Raw genomic sequence first — 12,419 nt, 5'->3', positions numbered from 1 at the left:
GCCGGAAAGTCCACCTCAGGGCTTGGCGCCGCCCCGGGCCTTGCGCAGTCGCGCGGAGAGCTTCGTCATGGAGTCCGCCTGGCAGCGCGTGGCGTGCTCCAGGGTGTCGTAGCCCCGCCGGGAGAACTGCACGCGCAGCGGCGCTCCGGGCGCGCAGTCCAGCGTCAGCGACACGGGCGTGACGCCCTGCTTCACGCCGTCCACGCTCACCGAGGCACCGGAGGGCTCGGAGTCGGCCATGAGGAGGATGCCTCCCTCGATGGCGGCCCGCTGCTCCCCCACCTCCCCCTCACGCACCTTCGTGGGCGCGTCGAAGCTCGGCGCCAGCGTCGTCTCGATGCGCAGCGCGGGCTCCTCGGGGCCCGCTCCGAAGCGCTGGAGCTCGGGCAGCACCAGCACCAGCGCCGCCACCAGCGTACAGGCCGCGGAGCCGAGCTTCAGCGCCGCCAGCACGGGCCTCGGCGGAGGCGGCGGAGGCGCGAAGGCCTCCATGTTCACCTTCCGCGACGGCGCCTGCGCGGCCCCGCCCGGGCCTGCCGGCGCAGCTGCACGGGACGGCGTCCCGGCCACCGGCGCGTCCGACTGCGACTGGACGTGGCGCAGCTCGTCGGTGCGCCCCATCAGGGACGAGGACCAGTTGTCACGGTCCGAGTCGTCGCCAGCGGGCATCCCGTTCCTGGGTTCTTGCGCGTTGCTCATCTGTCGTCACTCCACCCGCTGGGCTCAGCCACCAACCACCCGGAACACTTCTCGCAGCGTCGTCGCCCCGGTGCGCGCGCGCTCGACGCCCGCGGCCAGCAGCGGCACCATGCCCTCGCGGACGGCAATCTCCTGGATGCGGGCGCTGGGCACCTTGGCGTTGATGGCGTCGCGGATGGCCGGGGTGACGGGGAGCATCTCGTAGATGGCCGTGCGTCCCAGGTAGCCGCTGCCGTCACACCGCTCGCAGCCCACCGGCCCGTAGAAGACGCCCCGCGCGATGCCCGCCGCGTCCAGCCGCACCGCGTCCTCGGGCGTCAGGGCCTGCTCGGTGCGGCAGTGCGGGCAGAGCCCCCGCACCAGTCGCTGGGACAGCGTGGCCGCCGTCGAGGACGCGAGGAGGAAGGGCTCCACGCCCATCTCGATGAGGCGGTTGAACGCGCCCGCGGCCGAGTTGGCGTGGATGGTGCTGAGCAGGAGGTGGCCGCTCAGGCCGGCCTGGATGGCCGTGCGCGCCGTCTCCGGGTCGCGAATCTCGCCCACCATGATGACGTTGGGGTCCTGGCGCAGCACCGCGCGCAGGCCCTGGGCGAAGGTGAAGCCCTGCTCGGAGTTGACCTGCGTCTGCGCGAAGAGGGGCACGTCGAACTCGATGGGGTCCTCGATGGTGGCGATGCGGGTGAGCTGCCCGCGCGACGCCTGGATGTGGCCCAGCGAGGCGTACAGCGACGTCGTCTTGCCGCTGCCGGTGGCGCCCGCCACCAGGATGAGGCCCTGGGGCAGCGCCAGGATCTGCTGGTACCGCTCCAGCAGGGCCTCGGGGAAGCCGAGCGTGGCCAACTGCGGCAGCTTCATGCCACTGCGCGCGATGCGCAGCGCCACCGCCTCACCGTGGTTGGTGGGGAGGATGGAGACGCGGATGTCCGCGGGGCCGTCCTGCGAGGAGAGCGGGAAGTGCCCGTCCTGGGGCTTGTCGAGCTGGTACAGCGGGAGCTTCGCCAGGACCTTCACGCGGTTGACGAGCCGTGAGTGGTGCTCGCGCGGAAAGACAATCACCTGCTCCAGCATGCCGTGCACCCGGAAGGCGATGCGGGTGCCCTCCTCCAGCGGGTGGATGTGCACGTCGCTGGCGACCACGCGCATCGCCCCCTCCATGAGCAGCTCCATGATGGCGATGATGTCCGGCTCCGGCCGCCGGGCCATGACGCGCAGGTGCCGCCCCAGCTCCAGAATCATCTCCCGCGCGGCGGTGTGCACGTCCTCGTTGACCACCGCGAGCGGGGACAGCGTCGGCTTGCGTGACACGAAGGCCCGGGGCTTGTTGGGAAGCGCGCCCACCGCCACGGACGCGAGGCCCAGCACGAGCGCCCCGCTCACCGTCCCCACCAGCAGCGGGCTCATCGCGGACTGGAGGTAGAGCTTGCCCAGCTCCAGGGAGGAGCCCGCGCCGAGCGACGCATGGCGGTGGAGCCACGAAGCAAGCCCGGCCACCAGCGCCAGTCCCGCGAGAGCCCATAGCAGGTGGGCGGCCCTGTTCATCTGAGCAGTCATTGAATGGACCCGAACGCTACCACCTCGGCGGAGTCCTCCTCCACCCCGTCAGGCTTCCCCCTCCACCAAATCCAGACAGGCCGCGAAGTTCCGGACTCACAGGTGGGCAGGCGGCGCACGGGCCCGAAGCAGGAAGGCCCGCGACCTCGCCAGGAGGTCACGGGCCTTCGGGGCGCCACGGGTGCGTCAGGTCAATCCTTGACGGGCGTGGCCTTGAGGGCGGCCTTGCCCTCCTTCACGTAGACCTGGAAGCGCACCGTCTTGCACGCGTACTTCTGGACGAGCTGCTCCTTGTTCTTGCGCAGCTTCTGCACGAACTTGTCGTATGTCAGGCCGTCGGCCGCCTCGCCACAGCGCTCACGCGTGGTGACGAACTCGCGGAAGACCTCCTGGAAGTGCTGCTCCTCGGAGAGCGCCACCGCGGAGTTGCCCAGGCCGGGCAGCGGAATCGCGGCCGGCGGCGGCGCCACGGAGCGCGGCGGCGGCATGGGGATGGCGACCTCGGCCGGACGGGCGCTGGCCTGGAGCAGCTCGCGCGGAATCGCGGCCACGCGCGTCGTCTCCGGGTTCTCCGGCACCGCCTGGGCGGCCGCGAGGGAGAACGGGTCCGCCGCCTGCTGCAGCGAGTACGCCGCCGTGGGCTGGTCCTCGAAGGCGAACGCGCCACGGCGCGGGGACGCCGGGGCCAGCGGCTCGCCGCCGAAGGACGCGGGGTCGGGCTCGAAGGGCATGGCCGCCGCGGAGAACGGCGCGGGCGCCGGAGGCGGCGGGGTGTACGGAGCGGGCGTCGGCGGCGGGGCGGGGAACGGGAACGCGTCAGCCGAGCCGAACGGGTCCGCCGCTGAGAACGGGGACGCCGCGGGCGCCGGCGCGGGAGGCGGCAGCGCGAACGGGTCGCCCATCGGCGACTGGGCCGGAGGCGACATGGCGAACGGGTCGGCCATGGGCCCGGGCGTCGGCGCGGACATGGCGAACGGGTCGGCCATGGGCGCGGGCGTCGACGCGGACAGGGCGAACGGGTCCGCCGCGGGCGCATGGGCCGGCGGAGGCATGGCGAACGCATCACCCAGGGGGGCGGCGGGCTGCGGCGCCGAGGCGTGCTGCGGCGCGGGGGGCGCCGCGGCGGCCATGGCGGCCGACAGGCTCAGCGTGTCGGAGTTGCCCTGGACCTCGTCACCGCGACGGCCGGAGCCCATCAGCAGCGTCCACAGGAGCGTGAGCCCCAGCAGGCCGCCCAGGCCCATCACCGCGGTCTGCTGATACGCGGCCAGCGCGCCCAGCACCGCGCCGGTGTCCGCCACGGCGAGCACCTCCAGCGGGGTGCCCTCCAGCGCGCGGCGAGAGCCCACCATCAGCGGCGCCTTGCCGCCCATGAAGTCGCCATTCGTGAAGACGGGCAGCAGCACCGGGCCCAGGGCCTGGAGGTGACCGCTGCGCAGCACCACGGGACTGCCGTTGAGCTGCACCTGGGCCAGCGAGCCCTCCGCCAGCACCTTCTCCGGGCCGGCGGCGGCCACCACCGCGTCACCCTTCACCAGCGCGAGCGCGGAGGCGCCGGACGCCTGCACCGCGGCCTCCAGCACGGACGCGTCCACCAGCGGCGCGCCCAGCACCAGCGTCGCCAGCGGCTGCCCGCGCGACCCGCCGTTGGACAGCAGGGGCACGGCCGCGAACGCGTGCGGAGCGCCGAGGGCCTCCACCACCGTCGTGCCGGCCTTCGCCACCGCCGCCACGTCCAGCTTCGCGGTGTCCTGCGACGGCTCGCCGCCCGCGACGGCGTGGAACTGGACGTCCTGCGCCACCAGCGCCACCACCGCGCCCTGGAGCTCCTTGGGCAGCGCGGCCTCCACGGCGGTGCGCACCGCGGCGAAGCGCTCCGGCGTCAGCGGCTGCGGACCGGAATCGTCCTCGTCGCGCTCTCGCGGGTTGCGCGGCGCGGCCGAGCGGGCCGGCTGCAGCGCGGCCACCGCGGAGACGACCTCCGGCGTGGCGGCCAGCTTCAGGGTCAACGACTGCACCTGCGCACGACGTGCGTCCACGCGGCGCGCCACCTCGGCGGCGCCAGCGCCCGCCTGGGTGGCGGCTCCCGCCACGGCGCGCTCGCGCAGCGGTCCCGACAGCATCGGCAGATGAGCAAGGCCCAGTCCGATGACCAGGAATGCGAAGACGAGGAACTTGAGGCGGACCATCGCCATCCTTTAGCCCGAGGGTGAAGGGTTCCGCTTATAGCGTTCACCATTCAGCCCCAGCAAGATTCGGGCAGGGGACACGACGAGGCCCGGCCGCCAGGTGGACGACCTGGAAGACCGGGCCCCTCCTGCTGCTCATCCCGACTAGTAGGTAGGCACGTCGGCCGACAAATCCTGCGGCAGACCATTGGTCTGGACGTCGCGCCGCTTCTCCAGCGAGCGCTTCAGGCTCCGCTCCAGCCTATCACGCGATGCGTCGATGGCCGGGAACAGCGAGTCGGCCGTCTCCGTCACATGCACCGCGGAGAAGCCGGGCAGCCGCACCGTCACCCGGCACTCCTTGTCCACGCCTCCCTTGGGCCCGTTGGTATCCACGAGCGAGATGTCGATTTCCGCCGCCTCATCGTCCGCGAAGCGTTCGATATGGGCGACCAGATGCTCGTCGACGTACGCCCTGATGTTGTCCGACAGGTCCAGGTGCACTCCACGCAGCAACACCTTCATGGCATCACCTCCGGGAGCAAAGATGGACAGCCCTCCGCCCGCCGGTGAGAGGGGGCCCCATTGCTCCCCTGCTCCTCCGGCATGCGAGCAGAGGGGCGCTTCAGGGAGGCGAGGAACGATTCAGGCCGACACGTGGGTTTCCCAGGCACATGGGCGCCGAGCGAATCAAGGTCCTGCTGGTGGAGGATGACGGGGACAGCCGGGAGCTGCTGGCGGAGTTGCTGGAGGCGGAGTTCGACGTGAGCACTGCTCCGGACGGGCTCGCCGGGCTGCGCGCCTTCGAGACCTGGCATCCGGACGTGGTGGTGACGGACGAGTCCCTGCCGGGCATCTGCGGCACGGAGCTCGCCCAGCGGGTGAAGGAGCGCGAACCGCGCGCCCGCGTCATCCTCGTGTCCGGCTACACACAGGTCCAGGGAGCCGAGTACTGCGACGTGGTGCTGCGCAAGCCCATCGACGTGGAGCGGCTCAGCGCCGCGGTGGGCCGGCTGGGCGACGAGGCCCGCCATTGGCCGGCCGATGAAGCTCGCCATTGAACGAAGCGCCCGGCCGCGGGTGCCGCTCGCGGGGGCCGGACCTACTATGTCCCTCCAGACACCACACGGGCAGGAGGGACCGGAATGAAATACTGCGCCAGGTGCGGCTCCGAGTATCAGGACAGCGTGAACGACTGCGCTGACTGTCCAGGCAATCCACTCCTCGTGAGCGAGGCGGAGATGCGGGCCCGGGGCCTGCCGCTGCCCCACGAGATGGACAAGCGCGTCTTCGTGCGCGCGGCGAGCGCGGAGGACCCGTTCACCGCGGAGGCCTTCGTGGAATTGCTCTCCGAGGCCAACATCCCCGTGCTCGTGCGAGCCGGCCGCTCCGGCCTGGTGGACACGCTCACCACGGGCAACCTGCTGCCCTGGTGGGAAATCCTCGTGCCCGAGGACCAGGCCGCCCGCGCCATCCCCCTGCTGGAGCAGGAGCGGGTGCAGGAGGAGGCCACCGCCGACGAGGCCGTCGCCGCCGCCGAGGAGGAGGAGCGGGAGATGGAGCTCACGTCGTCCGCCCCTCCGCCCGCCCACTGAGCAGGCGGGCAGGCGGGCCCCGCCTCAGGGCGAGCGCACCACCGCGCCGGTGCTATCGGAGTCCGGCCGGCGCACCTCGAAGAGGCTGACGCCGGTCACCTTCCACTTCGCATAGCGCGCGTTGCGGGCGAGGAACGTCTCCAGGTCCTCGTCCACCACGCGGTTGTAGCCGCCGCGCGAGGCGTGGCGGAGGAACGTGCGCTTCTTGCGCTGCACCACGAAGCCCAGGTGCGTCACCCGGGTGGCCTTCAGCGGCAGGTCCTCGCGCAGCACCACGAGGATGGTGCCGGAGGGGATGGCGCGCGCGTGCGCCATCACCCGCTCCAGCGGGAGCATGTTCAGCGTGTACGTGCCCACCGGCCGCCGCTCCTTCGGGAGCCCCAGCGCCGCCGAGGAGCGCGACTGCCAGGTGAGCGGGGTGAGCGTCTTGGTGACGGGCACCGCGTCCTCACCGCCGTAGCGGCGCGTGACGTCGGCCAGGAAGCCCTTGCGGATGTTGTTGGGCAGCCACTGCGCCTCCATGAGGTGGTTGCGGTCCTCGTAGGAGGGCGTGCTGGCGTAGCGGAGGGTGTCCAGCAGCGGCCCCACGTCCGCCTCGGAGCGCGCCAGCCCCAGCGCCAGGGACTGCTCCACGAAGGTGAGGCAGTCCACCGCGTCCAGCCGGAAGGTCGGGTCGGGGTCCACGCCGCCGCCCTCGCCCAGCGGGGACAGCACGTAGGGCGTGTTGATGAAGCGCTCGCTCATCCGCAGCAGGCGGTCCGGAAGGGGGGCGTCGGCGGACTCGGCCACCAGCGCGGCGCGCTGCTCCGCGGACAGGCCCACCCAGCCGTTGGGGTGCGTGGGGGTGGAGGTGGCGGCCTGCGCGGACGCGGCGGGGGACTCGAGCACGGCCTCGGCGCCGGGACGGGCGTCCCCCTCCGTCACCGGAGGCTGCGAGGCGGGAGAGGGAGGCTTCGGGGCCGAGGGCGCCTGGGACAGCAGCGCCGCGGCCAGCACGGCGGCCTTCATGGGGCGACACCCGCCTTGCGGAGGATGGCCTTGCGCCGGTCATCCTGCAGCTGGAGCGTCTCCAGCTCCTTCTCGTACGTGAGCTTCTCGTCCGCCTTCGCGTTCCACGAGGCCAGCACGAGCCAGTCCAGCATGGCCGCCTCTCCGCCCTGGTAGAGGATGCGCGCGGCCCCGGCGGCCAGGGCGCGGTCCTTGTCCTCCAGCAGCGGCTTGAGCGCGGGGGCGGCCTTCTTGGCGGCGACGCCCTCGTACAGCTCCAGCCCCTGCCGGCGCACGAAGCGGTCCTCGGAGCCCAGCAGCTTGCCGGCGAAGGCGAAGCCGTCCTGCGAGCCCAGCCGGCACAGCCCCCGCGCCGCCGCGAAGCGGGTGCTCTCCGAGTCGCTCGCGAGGAACTCCTTGAGGGCGGGTGCCTGCTTCGCGTCCCCGGCGTCGCCCACCGCGGCCAGCATGACGGCGCGCACCTCCAGTTCCTTCTCCGCCTTCGCCGCCTTCACCAGCGTCCCGCCCATCTTCGGGTTGCGGGACGCGCCCAGGGCCCGCGCCGCCTCCTTGCGCACCCCGCTGCTCTTGTCCGTCAGCAGGGGCAGCAGCACCTGGGTGTTGCGGCTCTTCAGCCGGGCCAGGCCCTGCGCGGCGTACATGCGCACCGCGCTGTCGTCGTCGGACGCCAGGCGCGTCAGGGTGCCCTCGGCGTTGCGCGTCTCCAGCGCGGCCAGCACCGCGACGAGGTTGCGGCGCACCCGCTCGTCCACCGCCTTGCGCAGCGCGAGGGAGATGGCATCCGCGGCGTGGGCCTCCTCGCGCAGGTAGCGCAGGCGGGAGATGGCCGCGGGCACCGCGCCCCCGGCGACGACGCCGTCCACGACCTGCGAGGCCTGGTTGCGCCGCTCGCCCCGCTTCTGGGCGGAGGAGGACGCGGACAGGGCGAGCAGCGGGAGCAGCAGCGCGAGGAGGAGGGCTGGGCGGACGGGCGGGCGCACGGGGGCGGAACGATGGCAAGCGCGGCGCCAGCCGTCAAAGTCCCGCCTCCACGCCCGGTCCCCCGGCCGGCACGGTCTGCCCGATTCTTGACCCCCCAAGGGGTGATTGATACGACCGGATGGTCATTCCCCTCTCTAGAGGCGCCACCCTATGAAGAAGCTGATGGTGCTGGTGGCGGTGTCGGGGGCGCTTGCCGCATGCGGCCCCGTGAAGTCCACCGCGAACATCCTCGACGCCGAGGTGCAGATCCAGGCCGCCCGCACGGCCGGGGCCGACAAGCTCGCCCCGTTCGAGTGGACCGCCGCCAATCTGTATCTGGCCAAGGCACGCGAGGAGGTGGGCTATTCGGACTATCAGGCGGGCGTGGACTTCGCCGTGAAGGCGTCCCGCTTCGCCAACGAGGCCCGCGAGAAGGCCATGTCGGTTGCAGGCAGTACCCCCGAGTCTGGTGTCCGGGCTCTGAGCCCGGACACCGAGTCCGGCAACCGGCCGAACCCGTGACGCCCGAGCGCTCCCCGATGAAGCGTCCCTCCCATGTCGCGCTGCTCCCCCTGCTCCTCTCCCTCGCCTGTGTCAGCGGCAGCAAGATTCGCGCGGACACGGAGGTGCTCGCCGCGGACGTGGAGCGCGCCCGCCGCAGCGGCGCCCTCCGCTGTGCCCCCGTGGAGCTGGCCACCGCCGAGGCCCACCTCGACTTCGCCAAGGGCGAGCTGAGCCAGGGCAACAGCGGCCGCGCCGCCAACCACGTGCGCACCGCGGACACCGCGGTGGACCGCGCGCTGGAGCTGTCCAAGAACTGCGGACCGCGCCAGGTGCTCGTCCGCGAGCGGCCCGAGGCCCAGCAGCCCCGGCAACCGCAACAGCCCCAGCAGCCGCAGCCGCCCCAGGTCGTGGTCCGCATCGAGGAGACGGACAACGACGGGGACGGCGCCCTGGACAAGGACGACCCCTGCCCCGACCAGGCCGAGGACAAGGACGGCTTCCAGGACGAGGATGGCTGCCCCGAGCCCGACAACGACAGCGACGGCGTGCTGGACGGCAACGACAAGTGCCCGCTCAACCCCGGCGTGCAGGACAACCAGGGCTGCCCGCAGGAGGCGCCGAAGGACCGCGACGGCGACGGCATCTTCGACGGCCAGGACAAGTGCGGCGACCAGGCCGAGGACAAGGACGGCTTCCAGGACGAGGACGGCTGCCCCGAGCTGGACAACGACACCGACGGCATCGTCGACAGCGCGGACAAGTGCCCCACCGAGTCGGGCCCGCTGCAGAACCTGGGCTGCCCCATCGTCGACAAGGACTCCGACGGGCTGAACGACCCGCAGGACAAGTGCCCGGACGAGCCCGAGGACAAGGACGGCTTCCAGGACGAGGACGGCTGCCCGGACCTGGACAACGACGCCGACGGCATGCCGGACGGTCAGGACAAGTGCCCGCTGGAGGCCGGCCCCGCGGAGAACGGGGGCTGCGCGGACAAGGACCAGGACGGTGACGGCGTCGTCGACCGGCTGGATGCGTGCCCGGACCAGCCCGGTGTGAAGGAGGAGCGCGGCTGCGCCAAGCAGTACAAGATGGTCGTCATCAAGAAGGACCGCATCGAGATCAAGAAGCAGATCACGTTCGGTGCCGGCTCGGCGAAGGTCGTCGGCAAGCAGAGCTTCGCCATCCTCGATGACGTGGCCCAGGCCCTGCGGGATGCCCCGTGGATCAAGAAGATCCGCATCGAGGGGCACACCGACTCGCTGGGCAAGGACGCGGCCAACCTGCGGCTGTCGCAGAAGCGGGCGGACGCCGTCATGGCGCAGCTCCTCCGTCGTGGCATCGACCCGGGCCGCATGCAGGCGGTGGGCTTCGGCGAGACGAAGCCCATCGGCCCCAACAACACCAAGGCCGGCCGCGCGCAGAACCGGCGCACGGAGTTCAACGTCGTCGAGCAGTGAAGTGAGTCACTCCGCCCCGGCCTCATGGCCGGGGCCCTGACGTGAGACGGCGCCTCCCGGGATTCGAGCCCGCGGAGGCGCTGGCGTTTTCAGCCGTCCTTCAGCAGCTCGTGGAGGACTTCCGTCGCGTAGGAGCCCCGGGGCAGCTCGAAGGAGAGCCACACGTCCGTGCCCACCTCGCCCGGCTCGGGCGTCAGCTCCGGCGAGCCCAGGCGGACGCGGTAGGCCCTGCGGCCCCCTTCCGTCTCCCCGCCGCCGCGCTTGAAGTCCTCCAGGGTGACGCCCTCGGCCACCAGCAGTCGCGCCTCGGCCTCGGCCACCTCCGCGGCGGAGGCCGGCATCTTCGGGCCGAACAGCGGCCCCGCCGGGCTCACCTCGAAGGCGGCCACGCGCGGGCCGTCCACCTCGGGCGCCTCGCAGACGAAGAGGCCGCCCGTCTCCTCCTTGCGCAGCACGTCCCCGCGCAGCGCGGTGGCCAGCGTGCCCGCGCGCAGCCGCTCCACCAGCGCCCGGTTGAACAGGCGGGACTGGAAGGCGGACAGGTACAGCTTGCGCTGGAAGCGGTCCGGCCGCTTCGGCAGCCGCTGCCCCAGCACGAGCAGCCGGCCCAGGTCCGCGTTGTCACCCGCGCGGCCGAAGCGCTGCTCCCCGAAGTAGTTGGGCAGGCCCCGCTCCACCAGCCGGGAGAACGTCTCCCGCGCGGCGCCCACGTCGCGCACGTCCCGCAGGCGCAGGCGGAAGCGGTTTCCGCGCAGGTGCCCGGTGCGGAGCTTGTTGCCGTGCCGCTTCGTCCACAGGACGCGCACCCCGTCCAGCGCGAAGTCGGCCACCTTCGGCTCGGCGCGCGCGGGCACGGAGAGCAGCTGCCGGGTGACGGCCTGCCGGTCCTTCATCCCCGCCACGCCGATGTCGTCCTCGGACACGCCCAGCGCCGCGGCCAGCGCCCGCACCACCTCGCGGGTGTCCCGGCCGCGCTTCTCCAGCCAGAGGTAGAGGTGCTCTCCCTCGCCGGAAGGCAGGTACGCGGGGACCTCCTCCACCTCGAAGTCGTCGGGCACCAGCTTGAAGGCGCCGCCGCACCCAGGAACGTCCGCGGTCAGCCGCGGCAACTCGGTGTCCGTCACGGCGCCTCGAGCGTGGCCAGCAGTTCCTTCACGCGCCGGGCCAGGTCCTCGTCCGCGCGCGACTCCAGCAGCTCACCGGCCTGGAAGAGCAGGAAGAACATCACGTCGCTGAGGGCCTGCTTGAAGGACGCCAGCGGCTCGCTGCCCAGCTGCGCACGGTGCCGCTCGAAGCCCTCGATGAGCTTGGGCTCCGGCAGGCTGCCGTCGGCCGCGAAGGCCAGCCCCTCCAGCACCGGCGAGGACGACAGGGCCTGGCCCGTCAGCGCGGCGTTGGCCGCGGCAATGAACTCGCGGTCCATGCGCTGCTTGGCCACCTCGTCGCGAATCTCCCGGAAGATGAAGTTGAAGACGCGCGCCACCGGGCGCGGGTCCACCACGGGGACGGCGCGCGCGGGCGGCTTGGGCGCCACGGGGGCTGCCGCGGCGACCACCGGGGCCTTCTCCTGAGGCAGCGGCGTGGGCGCGGTGGCGCTCCCGGGCACCATCAGCGGCTTGTCCGTCACCGACGCGAAGCCGCCCTCCAACAGCCGGAAGACGACCTTCGTGATGTCGAACTCGGACAGCCGGGCCGCGTGGCCCAGCTCCAGGATGGTGCGCCGGCCGTCGAGCAGGGCCAGCACCCGGTCCTCGTCCTCCTCCAGCTTGCCGTCCGACGGGCGCTTGCGCGTCACGTACAGGCGGCCGTGGGGGATGCGCTTCCGGAAGTGCGCCATCTCGTCGATCTTCCGGATGCTGTCCATCAGCAGGCTCTGCGTGGACAGCTGGATGATGTGGCCCGTCTTCTCGTCCACCGGCTGGTCCACGAGGAAGAAGCTGCCCTCGCGGCACAGGACGATGGCGTGGAAGATCTCGCTCACCTGGTGGGTGACGCACTTGAAGAGGTCGTGCGCCTGCAGGAGCCCCTTCTCCACCAGCGCGCGGCCCACCTTGGACGGCGGGTGCTCGCGCAGCACCGTCTCCACCTGGGGGCGCTCCACGTAGCCCAGGCGCACCAGCACCTCGCCCAGCCGGTCCGCCGGGTCATCGGACGAGGCGCCACGCACCTCGCCCTCGCGGAAGGTGACGGAGCGCTCGCCGCCGGGCGAGCTGACGCGGATGACGCCGCTCCACCGGGACTGGCTGAGGAAGGCGATGAGGTCCGACAGCGGGAAGCCGCCGGCGTCCCCGGACAGCACCACGCGCGGCACCGGGATGGAGCCCCCCGCCGCCGGGGTGCGCGAGAAGACCAGCAGGTCGGGCGCCGTCGGCATCAGCGCGTACGTCCCCGTCCGCCCCGCCAGCGGCGAGGGGGCCTGTCGGTCCTCGGGGACGAGCTGCGCCGTCCCGTCGATGCGGAAGCGTGGTGTCATTCCC

12 protein-coding genes are annotated in these 12,419 nt (G+C 72.5%); 4 read left to right on the top strand and 8 right to left on the bottom strand.

All coding sequences use genetic code 11. The features are described 5' to 3' along the window. Nucleotides 1–15: 15 nt before the first annotated feature. The 4 genes from LXT23_RS24975 to hpf form a co-directional block, all read right to left on the bottom strand. On the bottom strand, nt 16–699 hold the full coding sequence (locus LXT23_RS24975) for a PEGA domain-containing protein (protein WP_253982791.1): 684 nt from the start codon (nt 697–699) through the stop codon (nt 16–18). Between the two features lie 24 nt (nt 700–723). Beyond that, nucleotides 724–2,238, bottom strand: coding sequence for a GspE/PulE family protein (locus LXT23_RS24970; RefSeq protein ID WP_253982790.1), 1,515 nt, complete (start codon nt 2,236–2,238; stop codon nt 724–726). 203 nt (nt 2,239–2,441) lie between these two features. Next, complete coding sequence (locus LXT23_RS24965) at nt 2,442–4,439, bottom strand: MXAN_5187 family protein (protein WP_253982789.1); 1,998 nt, start codon at nt 4,437–4,439, stop codon at nt 2,442–2,444. A gap of 144 nt (nt 4,440–4,583) precedes the next feature. Further along, nucleotides 4,584–4,943 carry a ribosome hibernation-promoting factor, HPF/YfiA family gene (gene hpf / locus LXT23_RS24960; protein ID WP_253982788.1) on the bottom strand — a complete coding sequence of 120 codons (360 nt, stop codon included), beginning with the start codon at nt 4,941–4,943 and terminating at the stop codon, nt 4,584–4,586. Between the two features lie 149 nt (nt 4,944–5,092). On the opposite strand from hpf, the gene LXT23_RS24955 reads away from it, so the two are divergent. Both LXT23_RS24955 and LXT23_RS24950 read left to right on the top strand, forming a co-directional pair. Further along, complete coding sequence (locus tag LXT23_RS24955) at nt 5,093–5,479, top strand: response regulator (RefSeq protein ID WP_253982787.1); 387 nt, start codon at nt 5,093–5,095, stop codon at nt 5,477–5,479. Between the two features lie 84 nt (nt 5,480–5,563). Beyond that, on the top strand, nt 5,564–6,013 hold the full coding sequence (locus tag LXT23_RS24950) for a putative signal transducing protein (protein ID WP_253982786.1): 450 nt from the start codon (nt 5,564–5,566) through the stop codon (nt 6,011–6,013). A gap of 24 nt (nt 6,014–6,037) precedes the next feature. Here LXT23_RS24950 and LXT23_RS24945 read toward each other — a convergent pair whose 3' ends face one another. Together LXT23_RS24945 and LXT23_RS24940 are read right to left on the bottom strand one after the other, a co-directional pair. Beyond that, entirely contained in the window at nt 6,038–7,021 is a 984-nt protein-coding gene (locus LXT23_RS24945) for an N-acetylmuramoyl-L-alanine amidase-like domain-containing protein (protein ID WP_253982785.1), read from the bottom strand. Beyond that, nucleotides 7,018–8,001 (bottom strand): HEAT repeat domain-containing protein, encoded by a 984-nt coding sequence (locus LXT23_RS24940; protein WP_253982784.1) that lies wholly within the window; start codon nt 7,999–8,001, stop codon nt 7,018–7,020. The genes LXT23_RS24945 and LXT23_RS24940 overlap by 4 nt, the downstream gene beginning before the upstream one ends. Nucleotides 8,002–8,152: 151 nt before the next feature. Here LXT23_RS24940 and LXT23_RS24935 point away from each other — a divergent pair, with 151 nt between their 5' ends. Together LXT23_RS24935 and LXT23_RS24930 are read left to right on the top strand one after the other, a co-directional pair. After that, on the top strand, nt 8,153–8,503 hold the full coding sequence (locus LXT23_RS24935; RefSeq protein ID WP_253982783.1) for a DUF4398 domain-containing protein: 351 nt from the start codon (nt 8,153–8,155) through the stop codon (nt 8,501–8,503). Nucleotides 8,504–8,520: 17 nt separating this feature from the next. Continuing rightward, nucleotides 8,521–9,942, top strand: coding sequence for an OmpA family protein (locus LXT23_RS24930; protein WP_253982782.1), 1,422 nt, complete (start codon nt 8,521–8,523; stop codon nt 9,940–9,942). A gap of 89 nt (nt 9,943–10,031) precedes the next feature. Here the strand turns inward: LXT23_RS24930 and truD are convergent, their stop codons facing one another. Beyond that, the gene (gene truD / locus LXT23_RS24925) at nt 10,032–11,066 is read right to left on the bottom strand and encodes a tRNA pseudouridine(13) synthase TruD (RefSeq protein ID WP_253982781.1); all 1,035 of its coding nucleotides are present in this window, start codon (nt 11,064–11,066) and stop codon (nt 10,032–10,034) included. Further along, the gene (locus tag LXT23_RS24920) at nt 11,063–12,415 is read right to left on the bottom strand and encodes a DUF4388 domain-containing protein (RefSeq protein WP_253982780.1); all 1,353 of its coding nucleotides are present in this window, start codon (nt 12,413–12,415) and stop codon (nt 11,063–11,065) included. Before LXT23_RS24920 ends, truD begins: the two co-directional genes overlap by 4 nt. Nucleotides 12,416–12,419: the final 4 nt, after the last annotated feature.

Origin of the sequence: Pyxidicoccus xibeiensis (assembly GCF_024198175.1) — a bacterium.
Taxonomy (GTDB): Bacteria; Myxococcota; Myxococcia; order Myxococcales; family Myxococcaceae; genus Myxococcus; species Myxococcus xibeiensis.
This window is presented reverse-complemented; position numbering and strand designations above follow the sequence as displayed.

Excerpts from the sequence above, each read along its gene's own strand:
- LXT23_RS24930 (WP_253982782.1), top strand. The coding sequence starts at position 8,521 with ATGAAGCGTCCCTCCCATGTCGCGCTGCTCCCCCTGCTCCTCTCCCTC.
- LXT23_RS24970 (WP_253982790.1), bottom strand. The coding sequence starts at position 2,238 with ATGAACAGGGCCGCCCACCTGCTATGGGCTCTCGCGGGACTGGCGCTG.
- LXT23_RS24945 (WP_253982785.1), bottom strand. The coding sequence starts at position 7,021 with ATGAAGGCCGCCGTGCTGGCCGCGGCGCTGCTGTCCCAGGCGCCCTCG.
- LXT23_RS24955 (WP_253982787.1), top strand. The coding sequence starts at position 5,093 with ATGGGCGCCGAGCGAATCAAGGTCCTGCTGGTGGAGGATGACGGGGAC.
- LXT23_RS24950 (WP_253982786.1), top strand. The coding sequence starts at position 5,564 with ATGAAATACTGCGCCAGGTGCGGCTCCGAGTATCAGGACAGCGTGAAC.
- LXT23_RS24935 (WP_253982783.1), top strand. The coding sequence starts at position 8,153 with ATGAAGAAGCTGATGGTGCTGGTGGCGGTGTCGGGGGCGCTTGCCGCA.
- LXT23_RS24975 (WP_253982791.1), bottom strand. The coding sequence starts at position 699 with ATGAGCAACGCGCAAGAACCCAGGAACGGGATGCCCGCTGGCGACGAC.
- LXT23_RS24965 (WP_253982789.1), bottom strand. The coding sequence starts at position 4,439 with ATGGTCCGCCTCAAGTTCCTCGTCTTCGCATTCCTGGTCATCGGACTG.
- hpf (WP_253982788.1), bottom strand. The coding sequence starts at position 4,943 with ATGAAGGTGTTGCTGCGTGGAGTGCACCTGGACCTGTCGGACAACATC.
- LXT23_RS24920 (WP_253982780.1), bottom strand. The coding sequence starts at position 12,415 with ATGACACCACGCTTCCGCATCGACGGGACGGCGCAGCTCGTCCCCGAG.